General features: G+C 42.3%; 8 protein-coding genes, 1 tRNA gene, 2 rRNA genes, 1 other RNA gene and 1 other annotated feature. Of the genes, 8 read left to right on the top strand and 4 right to left on the bottom strand.

Annotated elements, in window-relative coordinates; all coding sequences use genetic code 11:
• Positions 1–97 precede the first annotated feature (97 nt).
• Together RRV45_RS00060 and rrf are read left to right on the top strand one after the other, a co-directional pair.
• A 23S ribosomal RNA gene (locus RRV45_RS00060) occupies positions 98–3,033 on the top strand.
• Between the two features lie 72 nt (positions 3,034–3,105).
• Positions 3,106–3,222, top strand: a 5S ribosomal RNA gene (rrf, locus tag RRV45_RS00065).
• Between the two features lie 414 nt (positions 3,223–3,636).
• On the opposite strand, the gene RRV45_RS00070 is transcribed toward rrf, so the two are convergent.
• Positions 3,637–4,590, bottom strand: coding sequence for a YaaC family protein (locus tag RRV45_RS00070; protein WP_315666785.1), 954 nt, complete (start codon positions 4,588–4,590; stop codon positions 3,637–3,639).
• A 113-nt stretch (positions 4,591–4,703) separates the two neighbouring features.
• Here RRV45_RS00070 and guaB point away from each other — a divergent pair, with 113 nt between their 5' ends.
• The 4 genes from guaB (at position 4,704) to RRV45_RS00090 (ending at position 9,649) form a co-directional block, all read left to right on the top strand.
• Entirely contained in the window at positions 4,704–6,170 is a 1,467-nt protein-coding gene (gene guaB, locus RRV45_RS00075; protein ID WP_315666786.1) for an IMP dehydrogenase, read from the top strand.
• A gap of 199 nt (positions 6,171–6,369) precedes the next feature.
• Positions 6,370–7,674 carry a D-alanyl-D-alanine carboxypeptidase family protein gene (locus RRV45_RS00080; RefSeq protein ID WP_315668891.1) on the top strand — a complete coding sequence of 435 codons (1,305 nt, stop codon included), beginning with the start codon at positions 6,370–6,372 and terminating at the stop codon, positions 7,672–7,674.
• 145 nt (positions 7,675–7,819) lie between these two features.
• Positions 7,820–8,063 (top strand) — a binding site (T-box leader).
• A 60-nt stretch (positions 8,064–8,123) separates the two neighbouring features.
• Entirely contained in the window at positions 8,124–9,404 is a 1,281-nt protein-coding gene (serS, locus tag RRV45_RS00085) for a serine--tRNA ligase (RefSeq protein ID WP_315666787.1), read from the top strand.
• 152 nt (positions 9,405–9,556) lie between these two features.
• A tRNA-Ser gene (locus RRV45_RS00090) sits at positions 9,557–9,649 on the top strand.
• A 109-nt stretch (positions 9,650–9,758) separates the two neighbouring features.
• Here RRV45_RS00090 and RRV45_RS00095 read toward each other — a convergent pair.
• From RRV45_RS00095 to RRV45_RS00105, 3 genes are all read right to left on the bottom strand, one after another.
• Positions 9,759–10,427, bottom strand: a complete 669-nt coding sequence (locus RRV45_RS00095; protein WP_315666788.1) for a deoxynucleoside kinase — start codon at positions 10,425–10,427, stop codon at positions 9,759–9,761.
• Positions 10,424–11,065 (bottom strand): deoxynucleoside kinase, encoded by a 642-nt coding sequence (locus RRV45_RS00100; protein ID WP_315666789.1) that lies wholly within the window; start codon positions 11,063–11,065, stop codon positions 10,424–10,426. The genes RRV45_RS00095 and RRV45_RS00100 overlap by 4 nt, the downstream gene beginning before the upstream one ends.
• 172 nt (positions 11,066–11,237) lie before the next feature.
• On the bottom strand, positions 11,238–12,524 hold the full coding sequence (locus RRV45_RS00105; RefSeq protein ID WP_315666790.1) for a glycoside hydrolase family 18 protein: 1,287 nt from the start codon (positions 12,522–12,524) through the stop codon (positions 11,238–11,240).
• 134 nt (positions 12,525–12,658) lie between these two features.
• On the opposite strand from RRV45_RS00105, the gene tadA reads away from it, so the two are divergent.
• Both tadA and ffs read left to right on the top strand, forming a co-directional pair.
• Complete coding sequence (tadA, locus tag RRV45_RS00110) at positions 12,659–13,195, top strand: tRNA adenosine(34) deaminase TadA (protein WP_315666791.1); 537 nt, start codon at positions 12,659–12,661, stop codon at positions 13,193–13,195.
• Between the two features lie 78 nt (positions 13,196–13,273).
• An RNA gene (ffs, locus tag RRV45_RS00115) (signal recognition particle sRNA large type) lies at positions 13,274–13,538 on the top strand.
• Positions 13,539–13,561: the final 23 nt, after the last annotated feature.

Genomic DNA, 13,561 nt, shown 5'->3' on the forward strand with positions numbered 1-13,561 from the left:
AGCGACCGAACGAGCACCGGAACGTACGCAGTTGGTACGTGAGGAGCACAGTGACGGAGCTGACGAAGAGATGTGAAGCTTATCATTGACCGAACAAGGTTAAGTTAATAAGGGCGCACGGTGAATGCCTTGGCACTAGGAGCCGATGAAGGACGGGACTAACACCGATATGCTTCGGGGAGCTGTAAGTAAGCTTTGATCCGGAGATTTCCGAATGGGGGAACCCACTGTTCGTAATGGAACAGTATCTTTACCTGAATACATAGGGTATTGAAGGCAGACCCGGGGAACTGAAACATCTAAGTACCCGGAGGAAGAGAAAGCAAACGCGATTCCCTGAGTAGCGGCGAGCGAAACGGGATTAGCCCAAACCAAGAGGCTTGCCTCTTGGGGTTGTAGGACACTCTATACGGAGTTACAAAGGAACGAGGTAAATGAACAGGTCTGGAAAGGCCGGCCAGAGAAGGTAAAAGCCCTGTAGTTGAAACTTCGTTCCCTCCAGAGTGGATCCTGAGTACGGCGGGACACGTGAAATCCCGTCGGAAGCAGGGAGGACCATCTCCCAAGGCTAAATACTCCCTAGTGACCGATAGTGAACCAGTACCGTGAGGGAAAGGTGAAAAGCACCCCGGAAGGGGAGTGAAATAGTTCCTGAAACCGTGTGCCTACAAGTAGTCAGAGCCCTTTAACGGGTGATGGCGTGCCTTTTGTAGAATGAACCGGCGAGTTACGATTACATGCAAGGTTAAGTTGAATAGACGGAGCCGCAGCGAAAGCGAGTCTGAATAGGGCGAATTGAGTATGTGGTCGTAGACCCGAAACCAGGTGACCTACCCATGTCCAGGTTGAAGTCCAGGTAACACTGGATGGAGGACCGAACCCACGCACGTTGAAAAGTGCGGGGATGAGGTGTGGGTAGCGGAGAAATTCCAATCGAACTTGGAGATAGCTGGTTCTCTCCGAAATAGCTTTAGGGCTAGCCTCATGTTGTTAGAATCTTGGAGGTAGAGCACTGTTTGGACTAGGGGCCCTCATCGGGTTACCGAATTCAGACAAACTCCGAATGCCAAAGATTTATCCATGGGAGTCAGACTGCGAGTGATAAGATCCGTAGTCAAGAGGGAAACAGCCCAGACCACCAGTTAAGGTCCCAAAGTATACGTTAAGTGGAAAAGGATGTGGAGTTGCTTAGACAACCAGGATGTTGGCTTAGAAGCAGCCACCATTTAAAGAGTGCGTAATAGCTCACTGGTCGAGTGACTCTGCGCCGAAAATGTACCGGGGCTAAACGTATCACCGAAGCTGTGGATGGACATCTGCGATGTCCGTGGTAGGAGAGCGTTCTAAGGGCGTTGAAGCTAGACCGTAAGGACTGGTGGAGCGCTTAGAAGTGAGAATGCCGGTATGAGTAGCGAAAGATGGGTGAGAATCCCATCCACCGAATGCCTAAGGTTTCCTGAGGAAGGCTCGTCCGCTCAGGGTTAGTCGGGACCTAAGCCGAGGCTGAAAAGCGTAGGCGATGGACAACAGGTTGATATTCCTGTACCACCTCTTTACCGTTTGAGCAATGGGGGGACGCAGGAGGATAGGGTAAGCGCGCTGCTGGAATAGCGCGTCTAAGCAGTTAGAGTGCAAGCGAGGCAAATCCCGCTTGCGTTAAGCTTGAGCTGTGATAGCGAGGGAAATATAGTACCGAAGTTCCTGAATCCACACTGCCAAGAAAAGCCTCTAGCGAGGGAAAAGGTGCCCGTACCGCAAACCGACACAGGTAGGCGAGGAGAGAATCCTAAGGTGAGCGAGAGAACTCTCGTTAAGGAACTCGGCAAAATCACCCCGTAACTTAGGGAGAAGGGGTGCTCATTTGGGTGAATAGCCCGGATGAGCCGCAGTGAATAGGCCCAGGCGACTGTTTAGCAAAAACACAGGTCTCTGCGAAGCCGCAAGGCGAAGTATAGGGGCTGACGCCTGCCCGGTGCTGGAAGGTTAAGAGGAGGGGTTAGCGCAAGCGAAGCTCTGAATTGAAGCCCCAGTAAACGGCGGCCGTAACTATAACGGTCCTAAGGTAGCGAAATTCCTTGTCAGGTAAGTTCTGACCCGCACGAAAGGCGTAACGATCTGGGCACTGTCTCAACGAGAGACTCGGTGAAATTATAGTACCTGTGAAGATGCAGGTTACCCGCGACAGGACGGAAAGACCCCGTGGAGCTTTACTGTAGCCTGATATTGAATTTCGGTACAGCTTGTACAGGATAGGTAGGAGCCTTGGAAGCCGGAGCGCCAGCTTCGGTGGAGGCATTGGTGGGATACTACCCTGGCTGTATTGAAATTCTAACCCGCGCCCCTGATCGGGGCGGGAGACAGTGTCAGGTGGGCAGTTTGACTGGGGCGGTCGCCTCCTAAAGAGTAACGGAGGCGCCCAAAGGTTCCCTCAGAATGGTTGGAAATCATTCGAAGAGTGTAAAGGCATAAGGGAGCTTGACTGCGAGACCTACAAGTCGAGCAGGGACGAAAGTCGGGCTTAGTGATCCGGTGGTTCCGCATGGAAGGGCCATCGCTCAACGGATAAAAGCTACCCCGGGGATAACAGGCTTATCTCCCCCAAGAGTCCACATCGACGGGGAGGTTTGGCACCTCGATGTCGGCTCATCGCATCCTGGGGCTGTAGTCGGTCCCAAGGGTTGGGCTGTTCGCCCATTAAAGCGGTACGCGAGCTGGGTTCAGAACGTCGTGAGACAGTTCGGTCCCTATCCGTCGTGGGCGCAGGAAATTTGAGAGGAGCTGTCCTTAGTACGAGAGGACCGGGATGGACGCACCGCTGGTGTACCAGTTGTCTTGCCAAAGGCATAGCTGGGTAGCTATGTGCGGACGGGATAAGTGCTGAAAGCATCTAAGCATGAAGCCCCCCTCGAGATGAGATTTCCCATAGCGTCAAGCTAGTAAGACCCCTGAAAGATGATCAGGTTGATAGGTTTGAGGTGGAAGCGTGGCGACACGTGGAGCTGACAAATACTAATCGGTCGAGGACTTAACCACATTTAGTATGATTACTCGAATAACTTCTTCAGCATTATCTAGTTTTGAGGGAACAAACCTCAATGAAATAGGCTTAGTGGCGATAGCGAAAAGGTCACACCCGTTCCCATCCCGAACACGGAAGTTAAGCTTTTCAGCGCCGATGGTAGTTAGGGGCTGTCCCCTTGTGAGAGTAGGACGTCGCTAGGCAAATGAAAGAACAGCTGTTTAGGCTGTTCTTTTTTTGTTATTACATAATGTAAGTGAATCCATTAGAATATGTAGTTTTGTTTTTATGGTAAGGGACGGTAAATAGCATATTAAGCAGTAGACCAATTCATATATTGAAATGGTCTTTTTATCTAAGTTTGACGGACACTTGTTCCGTTAATTGTACCGAATTGGGATAAATCCTTATGTTTGAGGAAAAAGAGAATCCGCTATTTTCAAATAAAGCAGTGATTTCCCCGTGTTTTTTGTTAATAGCGAACTCAGTGTCCTCAAAGCCATTAAAATAAGGTCAATTAATGAAAATAACGGAACTATAGTCCGATTAAATTCCCTCAACATTATCGGAACAATTTCATGACGATGCAATCTTATTTTAAATAATAAAGGATTTCCTTATTTTTCTTTCGATAAGGTTTGATAAATTAAAAATGGCCCCTTTTTAGCAGTTATATTTAAAAAAGCCTGGATAAAAGGGAAATCCTGATTTGGCATCATTTTAATTAATTCGCTCCACCATTCTGTTTCATACCGGGCAATCATGCTTAAATTATATAGCAATAAATAATGGATTAATAATTCCGGATAAAGATTTAAACTATTTTTTGTTCTAGGGAAATAGTGTTGTCCATTTTCAAAATTATATTTGATAGGGAGGCAATCGTTTAGGCCAGTTGAGCCAATCTTAAATTGAATATATTGTTCATTTGATCCCTGTAGTTGTATATCGGATGAAGTCTCATTTTTCCAATACTCTATAAAGCGTGCTTCAGTCATATGAAAGGAGTCTAAAATATCCTTTGGTAACATGTAAGTTTGATCCTGATGCTTCATTTGAAAAAATGTTTGTTTTCCCTCTGTTTGTATAAACATTTGATTAAGTTCAGGAATCTGTGCGAGTAACTCCCGCATATTCGTTTTTTCGCCCTCTAAATGTTTCATGTGAAACAGTTTTTCCCCCATATATGGATAAAGTCCGCTTTTCTGGATTTTTACCTCATCTTGGAAAAAGTGATATTGCTGCTTTTTCCTTTTCCTTGTTGAGACTCCATGTGCAAGAACAGTGGTTGTTTCAGGATAATTAGGATCGACAGTTAAAATACAAGCTTTTATTAGATGAACCAGCCCATAAAATAAAAGGATTGGCTTAATTAAAAGTGGAGCAAGTTCAGCTTGTTTGTAATAAATTTGTCCATGTTCAAGATAATATATAAATGGGTAGCTATTTTCATAACTTTTTTGTTCTGCTGAATCTAAATGTTGAAGATGATAGCACTTTTTTAGAAAGGACTGTGAGGAACTTGCCGAAAAATAATATAAAAATGAATCCCAATCTTTGTAGTCATTCATTAATACGTACCCCCAAGTTATTAGAAAAGTCCAACATATTGAAGAATCCTTGACAGTATTTTGCCCAATTGATAACCTACTAATAATATTTTCAAGAAATGGGGGTCAAAAAGATGTGGGAAAGTAAGTTTGTAAAAGAAGGTTTAACGTTTGATGATGTATTGCTTGTTCCTTCAAAATCAGAGGTTCTTCCACGTGATGTAAGTTTAAGTGTTCAGTTAGCAGAAAAGATTAAGCTTAATATTCCAATCATCAGTGCAGGGATGGATACTGTAACTGAAGCGGAAATGGCTATTGCGATGGCTCGACAAGGTGGATTGGGTGTCATTCATAAAAATATGACGATTGAGCAGCAGGCTGAGCAAGTCGATAAAGTGAAGCGCTCTGAAAGCGGCGTTATTACAGACCCATTTTTCCTTACCCCAGAACAACAAGTATATGATGCAGAGCATTTAATGGGGAAATACCGAATTTCAGGTGTACCTATCGTAAATAATGGTGAAGAGCAAAAACTTGTTGGGATTTTAACAAACCGAGATCTTCGATTTATTTCGGATTATTCGATTATTATTTCTGATGTTATGACAAAGGAAAACCTTGTCACTGCACCTGTGGGAACTACTTTAGAAGAAGCAGAGAGCATTCTGCAAAAGCATAAAATTGAAAAGCTCCCGCTTGTGGACAGTGAAGGGATCCTAAAAGGTTTAATTACGATAAAAGATATTGAAAAAGTGATTGAGTTTCCAAATTCGGCTAAAGATGATCAGGGCCGCTTATTAGTTGGAGCTGCTGTTGGTGTAACGAAAGATACAATGATGCGTGTCGCAATGCTTGTAAAATCTCAAGTGGATGTTATTGTAGTGGATACTGCACACGGACATTCAAAAGGCGTATTAGATACTGTTCGTGAAATAAGAAACACTTACCCAAATCTAGCGATCATTGCTGGAAATGTTGCAACTGCAGAAGGCACAAAGGATTTAATTGAAGCAGGAGCAGATATTGTCAAAGTAGGAATTGGACCTGGCTCCATTTGTACAACTCGAGTGGTTGCAGGAGTAGGCGTCCCTCAAATTACAGCCGTGTATGATTGTGCTACTGAGGCAAGAAAGCATGGAAAGTCAATTATTGCTGACGGTGGAATTAAATATTCAGGTGATGTAGTAAAAGCTCTTGCTGCTGGTGGACATGCCGTTATGCTTGGCAGCCTATTAGCAGGAGTATCCGAAAGTCCAGGGGAAACAGAAATCTTCCAAGGTCGCCGCTTTAAGGTTTACCGCGGAATGGGTTCTGTTGCTGCGATGGAAAAGGGTTCAAAGGATCGTTATTTCCAAGAAGATAATAAGAAATTTGTGCCGGAGGGAATTGAAGGCCGCCTTCCATATAAAGGGCCTTTAGCAGATACAATTTATCAGCTTGTGGGCGGTCTGCGTTCAGGTATGGGGTATTGTGGAACAAAGGATTTAACGGAATTAAGAGAGAAATCACAATTTGTAAGGATGACTGGTGCTGGATTAAAGGAAAGCCATCCGCATGATGTCCAAATAACAAAAGAAGCACCAAACTATTCTTTTTCATAATTCAATAAAAAATTTAAAAGCAGAGTAAGCATAACGCTACTCTGCTTTTTATTTGAAACATCTTAGGTAAGAATAGGTAAATCCTCTGTCTATGTTTTAATGTCGAATTATGATAAAATATCAAACGTGTACTAAAAAGTTGGAGGGCTTTGTATTGAAAAAATTCCGCAAATATGTAGCTAGTATTCTTGCATTCGTAATGGTAATAGGCCTTTTTCCTAGCTTAAATAGAGCCTATGCAGAAGATTTTTTAAATGTTAATGGCGATGCTGCTATTTTAGTAGAAGCAGAGACAGGTAAAGTACTTTATTCTAAAAACGCCGACCAAGTTCTTGGTATCGCTAGTATGACAAAAATGATGACTGAGTATCTTCTTCTGGAAGCGATTAAAGAAGGAAGAGTGAAATGGGACCAAGAATATTCCGTCAGCGAGTATGTCTGGAAGATTTCACATGATAGGGATTTATCCAATGTACCTTTGCGCAGAGATGGAAAATATAATATTCGTGAACTGTACCAAGCAATGACGATTTACTCGGCAAATGGTGCGACGATTGCCATTGCAGAAACGCTTGCGGGTTCTGAAGAGAACTTTGTAAAAATGATGAATAAAAAGGCAGAAGAACTAGGGTTAAAAGATTTCAAGTTTGTTAACTCATCTGGCTTAAATAATAAACATTTAAAAGGATTCCACCATACTGGGACAGAAGATGAAGAGAATGTGATGTCTGCAAGAGCTACTGCAAAGCTAGCTTCTTATTTGCTTAATGACTACCCAGAAGTGTTAGAAACGACAACTATTCCGAAAATGACCTTCAGAGAAGGCACAGAAGATGCGATTGACATGCAAAACTGGAACTGGATGCTTCCTAGTCTTGTATATGGCTTTGAGGGCGTAGATGGCCTAAAAACAGGAACAACGGAGTTTGCAGGCTATTGCTTTACAGGAACAGCTATTAGAAATGGCACACGTTATATCACTGTTATTATGAATGCCAAGGATGAAAGCGGTAAGGGTACATATAAATCCCGCTTTGATGAAACAAAGAAAATGTTTAATTATGCGTTTAGTAATTTTGGCAAAGAAGAGCTAGTACCAGCTAATCACCAAGTGAAGGGTCAAAAGACTTTACCTGTTATTAAAGGAAAAGAAGACAAGGTGAAGATTGAAACAAAGGATCCAATCACAATGGTCGTGAAAAATGGCGAAAAAGAAAACTATAAGACAAAGCTAGTTTTGGATAAAGAAAAGCTAAATAATAAAGGGGAATTAACGGCGCCAGTTAAAGAAGGGGAAAAGGTCGGAACTTTAACGATTGAATCTTCTAATGAAGGTGACTTAGAATTTTTATCTGAAGAAGGAAAAAGTAGAATTCAAGTAGATGTTGTTGCAGCTGAAGATATTGAAAAGGCGAACTGGTTTGTTTTAATGATGCGTGGAATCGGCAGCTTTTTCGGGAATGTCTTTGGGGGCATCTCTTCAACTGTAAAAGGTTGGTTTTAGTAAAAAGGGTTTCTTGTCTTGACAGGAAGCCCTTTTTGTTGTTTAGTTTCATTATAGGAAAGAAGCGAAGAAAAACTATTTTGCATAATATAGTTGCAAATGGTTCATAATTGTAGTACATTATGAATTACAAAAATTTCTATAATCAAAAGCAATGAGAGGAACTAGTAACAGGATTTTCATTCTTAAGAGAGCCAATGGCTGGTGAGAATTGGCGGGTGAAGCTTGTGAATCCATCCTCGAGCAAAGTATGGAACGCACTAAAGGGGAACATTTTTGAATCTCCTTGTAGGCAAGTAAATACTTTCGGTATAAAACCGTTATGAATTTAAGGTGGAAGGCTTTTGCCTTCAACTAGGGTGGCAACGCGGGTAACTCTCGTCCCTTTTTTGGGGACGGGAGTTTTTTGTGTTTTGCCCCCTTTTTTAAAAATAAGGAGGGGTTATGAAATGTTAGATATTAAGTATTTAAGAGCTAATTTTGAAGATGTGAAAAAGAAGCTGGAGCATCGAGGCGAGGATTTAACGGATCTTGGGAAATTTGAAGATCTTGATACGAAACGACGGGATTTGATTGTGAAAGCTGAACAGCTGAAAAGCAGACGGAATGAAGTTTCTCAGCAGGTTGCAATTTTAAAGCGTGATAAACAAGACGCGGATCATTTAATTGCTGAAATGCGAGAGGTTGGAGATCAAATTAAAGAGCTTGATGATGATCTGCGCACGGTTGAAGAGGAATTAGATCAACTATTGCTTAGCATTCCAAATATTCCGCATGAAAGTGTCCCAGTTGGAGAAACTGAAGACGACAATGTGGAAGCGTGGAAGTGGGGAGAGGTTAGACAGTTTGACTTTGAACCGAAGCCGCACTGGGAAGTGGCGGATCAGTTGAATATTCTTGATTTTGAACGTGCTGGGAAGGTGACAGGAAGCCGATTTGTATTTTACAAAGGACTCGGTGCACGCCTTGAACGTGCTTTATTCAACTTTATGCTTGATCTTCACACAGAGGAGCATGGCTTTACAGAGGTATTGCCGCCTTATTTAGTCAATCGTGCAAGTATGACAGGTACTGGCCAGCTTCCGAAGTTCGAGGAGGATGCTTTCCTTATCGAAAATGAGGACTATTTCTTAATTCCAACAGCGGAAGTGCCAGTAACGAATATGCACAGAGAAGAAATCTTAAGCGCAGAGGATCTTCCGATTAATTATGCTGCATTTAGTGCTTGCTTCCGTTCTGAAGCAGGATCAGCTGGACGTGATACGAGAGGGCTTATTCGCCAGCACCAATTTAATAAGGTGGAGCTTGTTAAATTCGTAAAGCCTGAAGAATCTTATGATGAATTAGAAAAGCTGACAAAAAATGCCGAGAAGGTTTTGCAGCTATTAGGCCTTCCATACCGTGTGATGAGCATGTGTACGGGTGATCTTGGCTTCACGGCTGCGAAAAAGTATGATATTGAAGTGTGGATTCCAAGCTATAACACTTACAGAGAGATTTCTTCTTGCAGTAACTTTGAAGCTTTCCAAGCAAGACGTGCGAACATCCGTTTCCGCCGTGAAGCAAAGGGTAAACCTGAGCATGTGCATACACTAAATGGATCTGGCCTTGCAATCGGCCGCACCGTTGCAGCTCTGTTGGAAAACTATCAGCAGGAAGATGGCAGTGTCGTGATTCCAGAAGTACTGCGTCCGTATATGGGCAATAGGGATGTTATTAAACCGGATTAATTTTCGTTAGATTCCAAACTTTTGTTGAATTCCAGAAAGATTGGAAATAGAGTGCATAAAGACTTTTTGAGCGGGGTCACTCCCGCTCAAAAAAAATATTAAATAATATTGACAGCGATTTTTAAAAATGATATATTATTTCTTGTCGATACGGAGGAATACCCAAGTCCGGCTGAAGGGATCGGTCTTGAAAACCGACAGGCGGGTCAAACCGCGCAGGGGTTCGAATCCCCTTTCCTCCTCCATTATCATTGACATTATACACGCGCATAAATTGGAGATAAAAACCGTTACAGGCTCATGTAGCGGTTTTTTTTATACTTTAAATACTAAAAAAGTCGCCTGTTTAGGCGACTATTTTTTTAATAATTGAGTTTGCTTCATGAACTCTGAAATCCGTTCAAGAATCGGTTCAACTGAGCTTTCATCATCAATAATATCATAATCATTGATGTTCAATCGAAGGACAGGACAAGCGTTAAAGGAGTTAATCCAATCCTCGTAACGCTTATGCATTTCCTTCCAATACTCAATTGGTGTCTGCTGCTCCATTGGGCGTCCTCGTTCATGGATTCGCGATAAAATATCATCTAGGGAGCCTTCTAGATAAATAAGCAAGTCCGGATGCGGGAAATAAGGAGTCATGACCATCGCCTCAAATAGGCTAGTATAGGTTTCGTAATCGACCTTGGACATGGTGCCTTTTTCATAATGCATTTTCGCAAAGATCCCAGTGTCCTCATAAATGGATCGATCTTGAATAAAACCGCCGCCATACTCAAAAATTCGTTTTTGTTCTTTAAAACGTTCAGCCAGAAAATAAATTTGCAGATGAAAGCTCCAGCGTTCAAAATCCGCATAAAATTTATCTAAATAAGGATTGGTATCCACTTTTTCAAAGGATGTGCGAAAGTGTAGAGCCTTTGCAAGGGCATTGGTCATTGTCGATTTTCCCACTCCAACCGTTCCGGCAATCGTGATGACTGCATTTGAAGGGATTCCATATTTGTTTCGAAGAATCATGATTGCATGCTCCCTTTAATTAATGTGATAGATAAAGTGTCAATGATCTTTTGAAGATCGTCTTGATTTTTTACAAAGTCTAAATGGTCGCCATTGAAGCGCAGAACTGAAACCTCTGGGTGCTGAGATTCGAATTCGCTAATCGCCTTGTCATAGTCAATAGATAACTGCTCTAAATACAAAGGGCTAATATTCTTTTCAATATCCCTTCCTCTTAGGCGAATACGACTTAAAATCGTTTCAAGACTTGCATGAAGATAAATCACTACATTGGGCTTTGGCATATCTTTTGTTAGGATACCGTAAATTTTTTCATATTTTTCGTATTCCTGTGTATTTAATGATCGTCCGGCAAAAATAAGATTTTTAAATATATGATAATCTGCAACGACTGGCTTATCTTTCTTCAGGAAATGGTTCTGAATATCAGCTAGTTGCTTATAGCGGTTGCAGAGGAAAAACATTTCAGTTTGAAAACTCCATTCTTCGATGTTTTCATAGAATTTACCTAAAAACGGATTTTCATCTACTATTTCTTTCAGTAGAGCAAATTCGAAATGATCGGAAATGGCCTTGGCCAGTGATGTTTTCCCAACGCCTATTGGTCCCTCAACCGTGATGAAAGGGGTTGCTCCCATGGATAGTCCTCCTACTCCGTACTGCTTTGTCTATTAAGTTTTATATGGCACTCCGTTCTTAAACGACACAAAAATTATTTTATCACACAATTGTGATGGAAGGGATATGGAATTTTTTTTATCAGAAATACACAAAAAAACAGCTGACAACGTATCAGCTGTTTATAATCATTTAAGGTCTTTTTACAACATTAAAATTCTCTGTGATCAATAGCCAGTTTTGCGGAAAAGAAAGGCCAAGCTTCCAATAGCTCATTCCCCTTAACTTCAATTCTTTAATCAAATCAAATTTTGCCTGAATGGAGCGGGCGTCCTCAAACCAGACTTCATGTTTCTTACCTTCATTGTCGGTATAGGTAAAAAATGGTGCCTGAGCTTTTGTGTCATACTGGATAGGGACGTTGTTGTCCGCGGCAAGCTGTATGGCCTGCTGAGGGCTCACTGCTCGAGCGAAGGAACCTTGAACAAATGGCAGTGTCCAGTCATAGCCGTAAAGGTTTTGACCCATCAATATTTTGTTAGAAGGAATTTCAGATATTGCATACTCTAATACATTCCGAACGGGTCCAATCGGAGAAACAGCCATGGCTGGTCCGCCGCTATAGCCCCATTCATAGGTCATGATGACAACGAAGTCAACGATTTCGCCGTGTGCTTTATAATCATGGGCTTCATACCAGCGGCCTTTTTGCCCTGCGCTTGTTTTTGGGGCGAGTGCGGTTGAGAGCAGCCAGCCTTCTTGTTGAAACCTAGCTTTGGCTTTCCTAAGAAAACGATTGTATGCTTCGCGATCCGCTGGGCGTAAGTATTCGAAATCGAAATGAATATCCCGGAAGCCATATTTTTTAGCAGTTGCCACAATATTATTTAAAAATTTGTCTTGAATGGGAATATCATTAAGCAAAATTCGACCTAGTTCATCACTAAATTGATCATTCTCTTGATTTGTAATAACCATCATTAAAACATTTCTGTTTGCGCGGGCAATGGCTGGAAAATTATTTAATAATGGCTCTTTCAGGGACCCATCACGAAGCGCCTGAAAGCTAAAAGGAGCTAAATAGGTCAAATAAGGAGCGGCTTCTCTTGCACTAGTTTCTAAATTGGGTGCTACCGTTGTGCCCCTTGGTTCTACATACGCATTAAATTCAGCCTGCTGTTTTGGACGGGGCGGAATATAAAGTCTAAATCCGACCTGAAGCGGAGTGTTTACAGAAATACGGTTGACTGAAGCAAGTTCCTGGTAGGAAAGACCAAATTTCCTTGAAATTGAATATAGACTATCCCCGCTTTGGACCGTGTAAAATTGGCCGACAATGGGAATTACTAGGGTTTGACCAACCACTAAATTATTAGGATTAGGAATTTCATTAGCTTCAGCTATATCATTAGCGGTCGATCCATAGGCACGCGCAATACTTGTTAAGGTTTGGTTTTCTTGAACAACATGAATTTGCAAAATGACTCCTCCTTCGTCAAACAATTAAGGGCCTTTATCGATGACTAAAATTGAACACTACCACCATTTTATGAAAGGAAAAATAAAGTCATGATATAATTTAGCGAAGGATCTAATTAAAAGGATGAAATAAAATGGATTTGCAAATGGTACAATCTGATGAAGTATATATGCAAGAAGCGATAAAAGAGGCAAAAAAGGCTGAACAAATAAAGGAAGTCCCGATTGGGGCAATCATTGTACTAAACGGGGAAATCATCGCAAGGGCCCATAATTTGAGGGAATCCAATCAAAATGCGATCTCGCATGCAGAGTTACTTGCAATTGATAAGGCATGCCAGCAGCTTGGCACGTGGAGGCTTGAGAATGCCATTCTTTATGTTACCCTTGAGCCATGCCCAATGTGCGCCGGAGCCATTATTCTTTCTCGGATAAAAAAGGTTGTATACGGTGCAAAGGATCCGAAGGGCGGCTGTGCAGGCACTTTTATGAATCTTTTGCAAGATGAGCGATTCAATCATCAGAGTGAGGTAGTAACAGGAGTTCTTGAAGAAGAGTGCGGTGAATTACTGTCATCTTTCTTCCGAAATTTGCGAGACCGAAGAAAAAAAGAGAAGAAACAAAGGAAACAATCACAGTTGGATAATCATACAGGAATTGTCAGCGAATAGGAATTGATTTTTACACAAAAGATTAGTATACTTAATTATGCGTCACATATGGCGCAACTAAATATGGTTTCAACTTTGCCGTGCTAGGCGGGGAGGTAGCGGTGCCCTGTACTCGCAATCCGCTCTAGCGAGGCTGAATCCCTTCCCGAGGCTGGTATCCTGTAGGGCCTGCCTTAAGTAAGTGGTGTTGACGCCCGGGTCCTGCGCAATGGGAATCCATGAACCATGTCAGGTCCGGAAGGAAGCAGCATTAAGTGGACGCTCCCATGTGCCGCAGGGTTGCCTGGGCCGAGCTAACTGCTTAAGTAACGCTTATGGGAACCAGTCGAAGGAAGGTGCACGGCAGTTTAACTATATAAACAAAAC

Source organism: Bacillus sp. DTU_2020_1000418_1_SI_GHA_SEK_038 (genome assembly GCF_032341175.1).
Classification (GTDB): Bacteria; Bacillota; Bacilli; order Bacillales; family Cytobacillaceae; genus Cytobacillus.

Excerpts from the sequence above, each read along its gene's own strand:
- RRV45_RS00080 (WP_315668891.1), top strand. The coding sequence starts at position 6,370 with ATGGTAATAGGCCTTTTTCCTAGCTTAAATAGAGCCTATGCAGAAGAT.
- RRV45_RS00095 (WP_315666788.1), bottom strand. The coding sequence starts at position 10,427 with ATGATTCTTCGAAACAAATATGGAATCCCTTCAAATGCAGTCATCACG.
- guaB (WP_315666786.1), top strand. The coding sequence starts at position 4,704 with ATGTGGGAAAGTAAGTTTGTAAAAGAAGGTTTAACGTTTGATGATGTA.
- serS (WP_315666787.1), top strand. The coding sequence starts at position 8,124 with ATGTTAGATATTAAGTATTTAAGAGCTAATTTTGAAGATGTGAAAAAG.
- RRV45_RS00100 (WP_315666789.1), bottom strand. The coding sequence starts at position 11,065 with ATGGGAGCAACCCCTTTCATCACGGTTGAGGGACCAATAGGCGTTGGG.
- tadA (WP_315666791.1), top strand. The coding sequence starts at position 12,659 with ATGGATTTGCAAATGGTACAATCTGATGAAGTATATATGCAAGAAGCG.
- RRV45_RS00070 (WP_315666785.1), bottom strand. The coding sequence starts at position 4,590 with ATGAATGACTACAAAGATTGGGATTCATTTTTATATTATTTTTCGGCA.